The sequence below is a fragment of the Cupriavidus basilensis genome, from assembly GCF_029335485.1.
Taxonomy (GTDB): domain Bacteria; phylum Pseudomonadota; class Gammaproteobacteria; order Burkholderiales; family Burkholderiaceae; genus Cupriavidus; species Cupriavidus basilensis_E.
This window is the reverse complement of record NZ_JARJLM010000630.1, coordinates 1-11,409: the sequence shown is the minus strand read 5'-3', so window position 1 is coordinate 11,409 and position 11,409 is coordinate 1. Positions and strand designations below refer to the sequence as shown.

Here is an 11,409-nt window from a genome sequence, read left to right as displayed (position 1 = left end):
TCACGCCGGTGGATGCGCCCGCCCTCTCCCCTGGCCCCGCTCCCGTTCCACGGGAGAGGGGCGCAAGCAATCGGCATCGGCTACCGCGGTCGAACCTCGCGAACTCGCGGATGCTCGCCGATCGCTCTCACAGCGGATCAAGACTTCATGCACGCCGGCGTGATGCCCTTCTCTTTCGCGAACTGCGCGGCGGTCGCCTTGAACAGCGGGTGGATCAGGCTCTTGTTGCCTTCGATCCAGTCCGACACCACCACCCATTTGGTGCCATCCCACTGCTGGATCTTCACCTTGCCCGAGCCCTCGTGGTTGTCGCAGCTGGTCTTGATTTCCGGCAGCAGGCCGGTGGCGCCCAGCTGCGCAAGCCGTGCGTTGGTCAGGTTGAGGTTCTCGAAGGCCCAGCGCATGTCATCGCCGCTCATCACCTTGCCCTTGCCGTACTTCGCCTGCGCCACGCGGATCGCTTCCACCGTCACCACCGCCGCCGATACGCCTCGGTTATAGAGCACGGAGCCCAACTTGTTGCGGTCCTGCATATTGCCCTTGCCCGCACCGTAGACCACCTTCTCGATATCGGCGATCAGCGGCACGCCCTTGCCGGCCACGTTCCAGGTCGCGCTCATATAGCCCTTGGCGGCGTCGCCGGCGGGAATGGTGTCCTCCTCGGAGCCTGCCCACCACGAGCCGACCATCTTGTCGCGCGCGAAACCGACCTTCTGCGCGGCCTTGAGCGCGGTCTGGTTCATGACGCCCCAGCCCCAGAAAATCACATAGTCCGGATTCTCCTGGCGGATCTTCAGCCACTGCGCACCCTGCTCGTTGCCGGGGTGCGCCACCGGGATCTCGACCAGGTTGAACTTGCCGAGCCTGGCTTCGGCCTCCAGCGCCACGATCGGCTCCTTGCCGTAGGCCGAGTCGTGATACAGGTAGACGATCTTCTTGCCGGCCAGCGAGCCGCCGTTCTTCGTGGCCAGGAACTTGACGATGGCCGAGACCTGCATCTGGTAGGTGGTGACCAGCGGGAAGGCATAGGGAAACACCGAGCCATCGACGGCATCGGTGCGGCCGTAGCCCATCATGACCAGCGGCACCTTGTCGGCGGCGGTCTTGTCCACCAGCGCGTAGGAAATGCCGGTCGACATGGTGTGATACGCCGTGCCCTTGCTGGCCGCGCTCTTGCCCTTGAGCCGTTCGTAGCACTCCACGCCCTTGGCGTTGTTGTACTCGGTCTCGCATTCTTCCCAGGAAAGCTTGACGCCGCTCACGCCGCCCTCCTTGAGGTTGACGTAGTTCAGGTAGTCGATAAAGCCGCCGTACCAGGACTGCCCGTTGGCACCGTACGGTCCGACGCGATAGCTGGGCAGCGCGACGAACTGCTCGCCGCTCTGGGCCTGCGCGGCCAGTGGCGCCAGCAGCGCTGCCGACGCACCCACCGCCAGGGCTATGCGCTGCAGATTGCGAATCAGGATGGTCATGACAGTCTCCTTCACCTTGGCAGGTGTGTTTGTTATGGAATACCCGTTTGCCTGGTCCGAACTGAAAATCCTCAAGAGGCGCAAGCGCGGCTCAATGCGGAAACGGCCACAGTCTCAGCTTCTCCTTGGCGATCTGCCACAGCCGCGCCAGGCCGTGCGGCTCGACCACCAGGAAAAAGATGATCAGCGCGCCGAACGCCATCAGCTGGATATGCGACACGGCGGCGTTGGTGAACGGCAGGTGCAGCAGCGCGGCGAGCGGCGGCAGCACGTTGTCCAGGAAGATCGGCAGCAGCAGGATGAAGGCCGCGCCGAGGAAGGAACCGAGGATGCTGCCCACGCCACCGATGATGATCATGAACAGCACGCGGAAGGACAAGTCCAGCGAGAACCCGTCCGGCTCCACCGAGCCCAGGTAGCAGAACGCGTAGAGCGCGCCGGCCACACCGCAGTAGAACGAGCTGACGGCGAACGCCAGCAGCTTGGTGCGCATCAGCGGAATGCCGATCACCTCGGCCGCCACGTCCATGTCGCGCACCGACATCCACGCGCGCCCGGTGGACGAGCGCACCAGGTTCTTGGCCACCAGGGCCAGCACGGTCACCAGCATCAGCACGAACAGGTACTTCTTCACCGGCGTATCGATGGCGATGCCGAACAGGTCCAGCCGCTGCGCGGTGATCACGCCGGAGGAACTGTTGTTGGAAAACCAGGGAAACTTGGTCAGCGCCCACACCACGAAGAACTGCGCGGCAAGCGTTGCCACGGCAAGATAGAAGCCCTTGATGCGCAGCGACGGCAAGCCGAAGGCCACGCCCACCAGCGCCGCCGACAATCCCGCCAGGATGAAGGTGAGCAGCACCGGCAGCCCTTCGATGCGCAGCTGGAAGTTGTAGGCGGCGTAGGCACCCACCGCCATGAAGGCGGCGGTGCCAAGCGAAAGCTGCCCCGCGTAGCCCGTCAGGATATTCAGGCCGAGGGCGGCCAGCGCGAAGATCAGGAACGGAATCAGGATGGCCGAGAACCAGTACTCCGAACCGGTGAACGGGATCACCACGAAGGCCACCGCCATCAGCACGGCAAAGCCGATGCGGTCCTGGCGGATGGGGAAGATCTGGCTGTCGGCCACATAGCTGGTCTTGAACTGGCCGGCTTCACGATAGAACATGGTTTGTCTCCTGGGACGAAGGCCGGTCAGACGCGATCGATATGTTTCTCGCCGAACAGCCCCTCGGGCCGCACCAGCAGGAACAACAGCGCAAAGACGTAAGGGAACCAGCCTTCGATGCCGCCGAAGTTGCCGCCGAAGGCGGACTGGAACACAGGCGGGATATAGATCTCCGCCAGCTTCTCGGAAGCGCCGATGATCAGCCCGCCGGCGATGGCGCCAGGCACCGAGGTAAAACCGCCCAGGATCAGCACCGGCAGCGCCTTGAGGGCCGTCAGCGTCAGCGCGAACTGCACGCCGTTGCGCGAGCCCCACAGCATGCCGGCCACCAGCGCGACAAAGCCCGCCACGCCCCACACGATGGCCCAGATATGCTGCAGCGGAATGCCCAGCGACAGCGCCGCCTGGTGATCGTCCGCCACCGCGCGCAACGCGCGGCCCACCTTGGTGTACTGGAAGAACAGCGCCAGCGTGCCCACCAGGATGCCGGCGATGGCTGCCGCGGCCAGGTCGAACTTGGACACCACGATATCGAAGCGGGTCAGGATGGCTTCGATCGGCTCGTCGACGATGCCAAGGTTGATCGGGCGCACTTCATTGCCGAACAGCAAAGGCCCCAGTCCTTCGAGGAAGAAGGACAGCCCGATGGTCGCCATGAACAGCGTGATGGGCGGCTGGTTGACCAGCTTGCGCAGCACCAGGCGTTCGGTGCCGATGCCCACCACCACCATCACGCCGAAGGCGCCGATAAACGCGGCCCACATGGGCAGGCCCTTGTCCATCAGCCCGACCACCGCCAGCGCGGCGAAGTAGACCATCGCACCCTGGGCGAAGTTGAAAACGCCCGAGGCCTTGTAGATCAGCACGAAGCCGAGCGCCACCAGCGAGTACATCAACCCCGACAGCAGGCCGCCGATCAGGATTTCAAAGAAGAACGTCATGGTTGTCCTTGTCTGCTCTTGTTACTTTGCGAGTCTTGCATCCGCCTCAGTGGGAAGCGCCGAGGTAGGCCCGGATCACGTCCGGGTTGGCCTTCACCGCCTCAGGCGTGCCGTCGCCGATCTTCTTGCCGTAGTCGAGCACCACCACGCGGTCGGAGATATCCATCACCACGCCCATGTCGTGTTCGATCAGCACGATGGTGGTGCCGAACTGGTGGTTCACGTCGAGGATGAAGCGGCACATGTCCTGCTTTTCCTCCACGTTCATGCCCGCCATGGGTTCGTCGAGCAGCAGCATGGAAGGCTCGGCGGCCAGCGCGCGCGCCAGCTCCACGCGTTTTTGCAGGCCGTAGGGCAGACGCCCCACCGGTGTCTTGCGGATGGCCTGGATCTCGAGAAAGTCGATCACTTCCTCGACCTTGCGCCGGTGCTGCATTTCCTCGTTGCGCGCGGGGCCCCACCACAGCGCATTGGCCAGCAGGCCGCTGCGGAATCTGGTGTTGCGCCCGGTCATGATGTTGTCGAGCACGGTCATGCCCTTGAACAGCGCGATGTTCTGGAAGGTGCGCGCGATGCCCTGGCGCGCGGCGGCGGTCGGATGCATCCTGCGCCGCTCCTCGCCGCGGAACACGATGCGGCCCTGCTGCGGGTGGTAGACCCCGTTGATCACATTGAGCATCGAACTCTTGCCCGCGCCGTTGGGCCCGATGATGGCGCGGATCTCGTGCTCGCGCACATCGAAGGAAATATCGGTCAGCGCCTTCACGCCACCGAAGGACAGCGAGATATGCTGCAGGTCGAGGATCACCTCGCCAGCCTGCCGCACCTGCGCGTGCGCGGCCTGGTCCCCGCCCTGCGCCTGCGCCGGCGCCGCCAGCACGCCGGACGCCCCGCTCCACACCGGCTGGCCATCGCCGCCGCGCTCCACGCCTTGCCATGCCATTTGCGTCATCCCCTGCCCCTGCTCATGCCGCGCGCGCCGCGCCGGCCAAGGCCGGCGGGAAGCGCTTCACGTCAACCAGCTTCAACGTGGCCGATACGCTGCCTTCGCGTCCGTCCTCGAACTTCACGCGCGTCTCGATGAACTGCTCCGGCTTACCGGCATACAGCGCCTCGACCAGTGCCCCGTACTTCTCCGCGATAAAACCGCGCCGCACCTTGCGGGTGCGCGTGAGTTCGTCGTCGTCCGGATCGAGTTCCTTGTGCAGGATCAGGAAGCGCGCGACCTGCGAGCCGGCCAGCATGGCGTCCGCCGCCAGGTCGGCATTCACCTGCTCGATGCACTCGCCGATCATGGCGATCACCTCCGGCAACGCGGCCAGATCGATGTAGCCCGCGTACGGCAGGTGGCGCCGTTCAGCCCAATTGCCTACCGCTTCGAAATCGATATTGATAAAGGCGCAGACGCGGTCCTGTCCGGTACCGAAGGCCACCGCCTCCTTGATGTAGGGAAAGAACTTGAGCTTGTTCTCGATGTACTTGGGCGCGAACATCGCCCCGTCGGACAGCTTGCCGACATCCTTGGCGCGGTCGATGATCTTGAGATGACCGTCGGCGTCGATCACGCCGGCGTCGCCGGTCATGAAATAGCCGTCGTCGTTGATCGCCTCGCGAGTGGCATCGTCGCGCTTGTAGTAGGCCTTCAGCAGCCCCACGCCACGCACCAGCACCTCGCCGTTGTCGGCGATGCGGATCTCCATGCCCGGCGCGGCGGGCCCCACCGAATCGAATTTGACCTTGCCGTCCGGCTGCAGGCAGACATAGGCGCAGGTTTCCGTCTGGCCATAGAACTGCTTCAGGTTGACGCCGATCGACCGATAGAAGCGGAACAGGTCCGGGCCGATCGCCTCGCCGGCGGTGTAGCCCACGCGGATGCGGCTCATGCCCAGCACATTGCGCAGCGGTCCGAAGATCAAGGCCTCGCCCGCGGCGTAGCGCAGGCGGTCCGCCAGCGCTACCGGGTTGCCGTCGAGAATATCGGTGCCGCAACGGCGCGCCACGCCCATGGCCCAGTGGAACAGGCGGCGCTTGATCCAGCCCGCGTCTTCCATGCGGATCATGACCTGGGTCAGCAGGCCCTCGTAGATGCGCGGCGGCGCGAAGTAATAGGTGGGACCGATCTCGCGCAGGTCCGTCATCACCGTCTCGCGCGATTCCGGGCAGTTCACCGTGAAGCCGGCCACCATGGCCTGCGCGTAGGAGAACAGGTTGTCGCCGACCCAGGCCATCGGCAGATAGGACAACACGTCGTCGCCCGCCACCAGGCCGTCGAAGGCGCAGCCGTTGCGCGCCGCGCCGATCAGCCCGCGATGGGAGTGGCACACGCCCTTGGGCTTGCCGGTGGTGCCCGAGGTGTAGAGGATGATGGCGGTGTCGTCGGGCGCGCCCTCGGCCACGGCCCTGTCGAAATAACCTGGATTGGCGCGATCGAACTCGCGGCCGATTTCCTGCAGGCGCTGGTAGGACATCAGCGCCGGGTGATCGTAGTCGCGCAGCCCGCGCGGGTCTTCATAGATGATGTGGCGAACCTTGCGGCCCTGCGCGGCAAGCTGCTCCTCCACCTCGAGCAGCTTGTCCACCTGCTCCTGGTCCTCGACGATGGCGAAGTCGATCTCGGCGTCGTTCAGCACATAGATCATCTCCCCCGCGATCGCGTCCTGGTACAGCGGCACCGGCACGCCGCCCAGCGCCTGCGCCGTGTTCATGGCCCAGTACAGGCGCGGCCGGTTGTCGCCGACCACCGCCAGGTTCATGCCGCGCGCAAAACCCAGCGCGGCCAGCCCGCACGCCAGCGCACGAACCTCCTGCGCGGTCTGCGCCCAGCTATAGGTTTGCCAGATCCCGAGATCCTTCTCGCGGTAGGCCGGGCTGTCCGGCCGCTGCTGCGCGTGCGCAAGCAGCAGGCGCGGAAAGGTCGTCGCCGACGGTTCCTGCATCGCTGTCTCCTGTCCCTCCGGCGCGGGGATCCGCCACCGGTGTCAAGCCTGCTTCCGCTGGTTATACTTGGGCTGTTTTGCCCGGCGAGGGTTCTGCCGCAGCGCAACAAGTCCGTCGCGCCTGCGTTGGCGCGCACTCGCGGTTCGTGGTGACCGTAAGATAGTCGATGCCACTTCCCCCGGTTGTCACGCCGATGACAATTCCGGGTTAATCCCTAGCACTAGCAGAGGACGCTCCAGGTCATGCTCAACGATTTCGTCGACCGCTGCGTGTGGGCAGCCGACCTCAGCCCCGAACAACGCGATGTGGTCCGCCGCGCCATGTGCGTGCGCGAGTACAGCCAGGGGGACTACGTCTGCCACAAAGGCGATATGGCCGAACACTGGATGGGCGTGCTGGAGGGCATCGTCAAGATCACAACGGTATCGCCCTCCGGCAAGTCGGTCACCTTCACCGGCGTGCCCACCGGCGGCTGGTTCGGTGAAGGCGCGGTGCTCAAGCGCGAGATCCGCAAGTACGATGTGATGGCCCTGCGCCGGTCGCGCATCGCCTTCCTGCCGCGCGACACGTTTCAGTGGCTGCTGGATACGAGCCTGCCGTTCACGCGCTTCCTGCTGACCCAGTTCAATGAACGGCTCGGGCAGTTCATCGCCGCGGTGGAGTACGAGCGGCTGCTCGATATCGATTCGCGGGTGGCACGCGCGGTGTCGTCGCTGTTCAACGAGCATTTGTACCCGGGGCTGGGGACCACGCTGGAAATCTCGCAGGAAGAAATCGGGCTGCTGGCGGGGATATCGCGGCAGCGCGCCAACCAGGCCTTGAAGGTGCTGGAGCAGCAAGGCCTGGTGAAGGTGGACTATGGGGTAATCGAAGTGCTGGACCTGGAAGGGCTGAGGCAGTACGGCGAATAGCGTGTTCCGGCCAGCCGCACGGGGGCGGCAGGCCGGCAACGAGACTCAGGGCAGGCTGGCGGCAGGCAGCTGTTCGAAAGCGGGCCGCGCGAACAGGTGGCCCTGGAACAAGCCGACACCCGCGGCGCGGAGCCAGCGGTATTCCTCCATCGTTTCCACGCACTCGGCAACAACGTCGGCACCCAGGCGCGCGCACACCTGCACCACGTTGCCGGCGAAACGCTGCAGGCTCTCGTTCCCGTCGATCCCGTGCACGGCGTTCCTGTCGAGCTTGACGATATCGGGCCGGAGCCTGTCGAGCAGGCGCCCCCCCGCCGGCCGTGCGGGAAAGTCGCTGATCGCCAGCTTGAATCCCATGTGCTGCAAGGCGGCCACGGTCTTGGCGAACTCCAGCGGATGATCCAGTATCTCGCTCCCCTTGACCTCCAGCACCACTTGCCCCGCACGAAAGCCGAGGCCGGATGCCAACGCCGCGCTGCGGCCCATCGCGCCTTCGAACGCCATGCGGCTGCGCGGCACGCAATTGAGATGCAGATGCCCTTGCAGCTTCATGCTCGCGGCCATGGTCATGGCCGCGGCACGGCTCTCGTCATCGAAGCGATGGAGCGAAGCCGCGCACACCGCGCCCAGCACATGCGACGCGGGCTCGCCATGGCGGCCACGCACCAGAGCCTCGTAGGACACCACCTTGCGCTGCCTGGCATCCACGATCGGCTGGAAGGCGAAGCTATAGCTGGGCAGCGCGGATTGCGAGCGGGCGCCGTAGTCCGTGCGGCCCGGAGGCTCGCGCTCGCGCAGCTTCTCCGGGGCCTGGCGAAGACGGGCGCGTGTTTGCGATGGCCTTGCGGACACGCCACCCGCCATCGAGCGGCCCGCGTCGGTCAGCACATAGTCCATATCGCCGCCGGTGTCACCGGGTTGCCGGCGCAGCAGGCCTGCGTCGAGCAGACGCCGTATCTGCCACGCGGGAATAAACCGGGTCTCCCCGGCGGCGGCATCCGCATGCAGGACGGCAGCGTCAAGCGCGGCGCCCCAGGGGTTGCGCGCGGTGCGCAAGCACGCCCCCGCCGCCACCCTGCGCAGTAGCTCGGTCCGGTTCATCTTGCGGTCAGCGGAAGACGCCAACCGCTTCCACCAGGCGGTTGGCCTGCTGCTTCAGGCTTTGCGCGGCCGCGGCACTCTGCTCGACCAGCGCGGCGTTCTGCTGGGTGATGTGGTCGAGATCGCCGATGGCGTCACCAACCTGGCCGATGCCCGCGCTCTGCTCGGCCGTGGCCAGGCTGATCTCGGCGATCAGGTCGGAGACGCGCCTGACCTGGGCGACGATGTTGTCCATGGTTTTGCCGGCGTCGTCGACCAGCCGCGCACCCGAGTCGACTTTCTCCACGCTGGCGCCGATCAGTTCCTTGATCTCCTTGGCGGCACTGGCGCTGCGCTGCGCGAGACCGCGCACCTCGCCGGCGACCACCGCGAAACCACGGCCCTGCTCGCCCGCCCGGGCCGCTTCCACCGCCGCGTTCAGCGCCAGGATATTGGTCTGGAAGGCAATACCGTCGATGACGCCGATGATGTCGGCAATCCGCTTCGAACTGGTGCTGATGTCTTCCATCGTCGCCACCACCTGCGTCATGGCCTGGCCACCCTTGGCCGCTGCGGCACTGGCGGAGCCCGACAGTTCGTTCGCCTGGGCGGCGGTCTCGGCATTGCTCTTTACCGTGGCGGTCATCTGCGTCATGGACGACGCCGTATCCTGCACGTTGGACGCGGCCTGCTCGGTACGCGTGCTCAGGTCGGTGTTGCCCTGCGCGATCTCGCTGCTGGCGCTTTGCACATTCAGCACCTGCTCGCTCACGTCATCGATCAGCCAGCGGAACATCAGGCCCAGCTGGCTGATGGTGCGCAGGGTCATGCCAATCTCGTCGACCCGGTTCATATGCTCGACCTTCTGGCTCTCGCCGGACGCCACGCGCAGGGCCTGCGCCATCATCTGTTCGAGCGGACGCGAGATCTGCGCCTCCAGCCATGCGCAGACCAGCACCAGCATGCCGGCAACGATGGCACCGAGGCCGGCCAGCGCCATCCCGCCCATGCCAAGCGCGGCCGCGCCGACAAGGCAAACCGGCAACAGGGCGGCCAGGGCGCTGCGGATGCGCAAGCGCACCGGCATGGTCTGGAACAACGACGCCCAGCGCTTCCAGCCTGCGTGGAGGATCAGGCCTTTGTGGAAGCGCCGGCCATTGGCATTGCCGTCGCGGAAATCGCGGTAGAGATTCTCGGCAGCGCCGATTTCCTCACGCGTGGGCTTGGTGCGCACCGACATATAACCCACTGGCTTGCCATTGCGGATCAGCGGCATGGCGTTGGCGCGTACCCAGTAGTGATCGCCGTCCTTGCGCCGGTTCTTCACCAGCGCGGTCCAGGGCTCGCCGCCCTTGAGCGTCGCCCACATGTCGGCGAAGGCCTCGGCCGGCATGTCGGGGTGCCGCACGATATTGTGGGGCTGGCCCTGGATTTCCTCGCGCGTGAAGCCGCTGACGTCGATGAAAGCCGCGTTGGCATAGGCGATATGGCTCTGGGTGTCGGTGGTCGACATCAGCGTCGCATCCTCCGGCAGTTCATATTCGCGTTGCGAGACGGGCTGGTTATTGCGCATGGGGGTCCTTATTGGTTTTTTTAGTGTGTCTGCAAATGCATCGGCCGTAAAAGATGGAGATGCGTATTGCATAACCGCGTTTACGGGATAGTCTTTGCAAACCTTTAGCCATAAGGGTTCGGCGGCCTCGATTCCCGGAGGGATTTCGGGCCGATTTTGATTCCACACAGAATTTATTGCCTTTTTTCCACCATGGTCTTGACATGCGATTTTAATACGGTCGTTCTAAATTCCGCATTAATTGATATCGATTCTTATTTAATGTCTTAATAAGCAGGCTTACCAATGTATCTAATGAAGCACATTGAGGGCGGCGCCGCGTTGAAAACAAAAAAAGCTGGCAACGGATTTCCCGTTGCCAGCTTTTTCGCCCCTCCCTGGAGGGAATCGTTCAATGCCTCAAGCCCGAATGCCTGAATGCCCTCAGGCTTTCACGGCATCACTTGCTGTAGACGTACACGCCACGTCCCGTCTTGCGGCCCAGATAGCCTGCCGCCACCATTTCGCGCATCAGCATGGCCGGCCGGTACTTCGGGTCGGCAAACTCGGTGTACAGCACTTCCATCACGGCCAGCATCGTGTCCAGCCCGATCATGTCTGCCAGCGCCAGCGGCCCGATCGGGTGGTTGCAACCCAGTTTCATCCCTTCGTCGATCTCTTCGGGCGAAGCCAGGCCTTCACCCAGCACGCAGAAGGCTTCATTGATCATCGGGCAGAGAATGCGGTTGACCACGAAGCCCGGGTTGTTCTTCACGGTGATCGGGTACTTGCCGAGCTCCCTGGAGAGCGCTTCCACCAGCGCATGCGTGGCATCGCTGGTCTGCAGGCCGCGAATCAGTTCAACCAGGGCCATCATCGGCACCGGGTTGAAGAAGTGCATGCCGATGAAATTGCCAGGACGGCTGGTGATGGCGGCCAGCTTGGTGATGGAGATCGACGAGGTGTTCGACGCCACGATCACGTCGTCGCCGACGATGCTGTCGATCTGCTTGAGGATCTTGACCTTGAGGTCGAAATTCTCGGTGGCGGCTTCGATGACGATGTCGGTCGCCTTGAGCGCGTCGTAGTCGGTCGAGCCCTTGATGCGCGCGAGTGCGGCAGCCTTGTCGGCTTCGCTGATCTTGTCCTTCTTGATCAGGCGATCAAGGCTGCCCGCGACGGTGGCGATGCCCTTGTTCACCGCTGCGTCGCTGATGTCCACCATCACCACGTCCAGGCCCACCACGGCGCATGCCTGCGCAATGCCGTTGCCCATGGTGCCGGCGCCTACGATGCCAACTGTCCTGATTCCCATCTTGTCTTCCTTGTTGCTGTTGCTGTTGCTTGA

At 64.5% G+C, this 11,409-nt stretch carries 9 protein-coding genes; 1 reads left to right on the top strand and 8 read right to left on the bottom strand.

What is annotated here, in order from left to right; genetic code table 11:
* Positions 1-137: 137 nt before the first annotated feature.
* The 5 genes from P3W85_RS38780 to P3W85_RS38760 form a co-directional block, all read right to left on the bottom strand.
* A complete protein-coding gene (locus P3W85_RS38780; RefSeq protein ID WP_017224677.1) occupies positions 138-1,472 on the bottom strand; it encodes an ABC transporter substrate-binding protein in 1,335 nt (444 codons plus the stop codon).
* A gap of 91 nt (positions 1,473-1,563) precedes the next feature.
* On the bottom strand, positions 1,564-2,640 hold the full coding sequence (locus P3W85_RS38775; protein WP_276268698.1) for a branched-chain amino acid ABC transporter permease: 1,077 nt from the start codon (positions 2,638-2,640) through the stop codon (positions 1,564-1,566).
* A 26-nt stretch (positions 2,641-2,666) separates the two neighbouring features.
* Positions 2,667-3,581 carry a branched-chain amino acid ABC transporter permease gene (locus P3W85_RS38770; protein ID WP_017224679.1) on the bottom strand — a complete coding sequence of 305 codons (915 nt, stop codon included), beginning with the start codon at positions 3,579-3,581 and terminating at the stop codon, positions 2,667-2,669.
* 46 nt (positions 3,582-3,627) lie between these two features.
* Positions 3,628-4,533, bottom strand: coding sequence for an ABC transporter ATP-binding protein (locus P3W85_RS38765; protein ID WP_276268697.1), 906 nt, complete (start codon positions 4,531-4,533; stop codon positions 3,628-3,630).
* 13 nt (positions 4,534-4,546) lie between these two features.
* Positions 4,547-6,517 carry an AMP-dependent synthetase/ligase gene (locus P3W85_RS38760; RefSeq protein ID WP_276268696.1) on the bottom strand — a complete coding sequence of 657 codons (1,971 nt, stop codon included), beginning with the start codon at positions 6,515-6,517 and terminating at the stop codon, positions 4,547-4,549.
* Between the two features lie 243 nt (positions 6,518-6,760).
* Between P3W85_RS38760 and P3W85_RS38755 the strand changes: the two genes are divergently transcribed.
* Entirely contained in the window at positions 6,761-7,429 is a 669-nt protein-coding gene (locus P3W85_RS38755; protein ID WP_017226957.1) for a Crp/Fnr family transcriptional regulator, read from the top strand.
* 45 nt (positions 7,430-7,474) lie between these two features.
* Here the strand turns inward: P3W85_RS38755 and P3W85_RS38750 are convergent, their stop codons facing one another.
* From P3W85_RS38750 to P3W85_RS38740, 3 genes are all read right to left on the bottom strand, one after another.
* A complete protein-coding gene (locus P3W85_RS38750; RefSeq protein ID WP_276268695.1) occupies positions 7,475-8,530 on the bottom strand; it encodes an EAL domain-containing protein in 1,056 nt (351 codons plus the stop codon).
* Between the two features lie 7 nt (positions 8,531-8,537).
* Entirely contained in the window at positions 8,538-10,082 is a 1,545-nt protein-coding gene (locus tag P3W85_RS38745) for a methyl-accepting chemotaxis protein (RefSeq protein WP_276268694.1), read from the bottom strand.
* 439 nt (positions 10,083-10,521) lie between these two features.
* Complete coding sequence (locus P3W85_RS38740) at positions 10,522-11,376, bottom strand: 3-hydroxybutyryl-CoA dehydrogenase (protein WP_276268699.1); 855 nt, start codon at positions 11,374-11,376, stop codon at positions 10,522-10,524.
* Positions 11,377-11,409 lie beyond the last annotated feature (33 nt).

Bases quoted from the DNA above. Each gene is read 5' to 3' on its own strand.
- P3W85_RS38780 (WP_017224677.1), bottom strand. From the start codon at position 1,472: ATGACCATCCTGATTCGCAATCTGCAGCGCATAGCCCTGGCGGTGGGT.
- P3W85_RS38775 (WP_276268698.1), bottom strand. From the start codon at position 2,640: ATGTTCTATCGTGAAGCCGGCCAGTTCAAGACCAGCTATGTGGCCGAC.
- P3W85_RS38770 (WP_017224679.1), bottom strand. From the start codon at position 3,581: ATGACGTTCTTCTTTGAAATCCTGATCGGCGGCCTGCTGTCGGGGTTG.
- P3W85_RS38765 (WP_276268697.1), bottom strand. From the start codon at position 4,533: ATGACGCAAATGGCATGGCAAGGCGTGGAGCGCGGCGGCGATGGCCAG.
- P3W85_RS38760 (WP_276268696.1), bottom strand. From the start codon at position 6,517: ATGCAGGAACCGTCGGCGACGACCTTTCCGCGCCTGCTGCTTGCGCAC.
- P3W85_RS38755 (WP_017226957.1), top strand. From the start codon at position 6,761: ATGCTCAACGATTTCGTCGACCGCTGCGTGTGGGCAGCCGACCTCAGC.
- P3W85_RS38750 (WP_276268695.1), bottom strand. From the start codon at position 8,530: ATGAACCGGACCGAGCTACTGCGCAGGGTGGCGGCGGGGGCGTGCTTG.
- P3W85_RS38745 (WP_276268694.1), bottom strand. From the start codon at position 10,082: ATGCGCAATAACCAGCCCGTCTCGCAACGCGAATATGAACTGCCGGAG.
- P3W85_RS38740 (WP_276268699.1), bottom strand. From the start codon at position 11,376: ATGGGAATCAGGACAGTTGGCATCGTAGGCGCCGGCACCATGGGCAAC.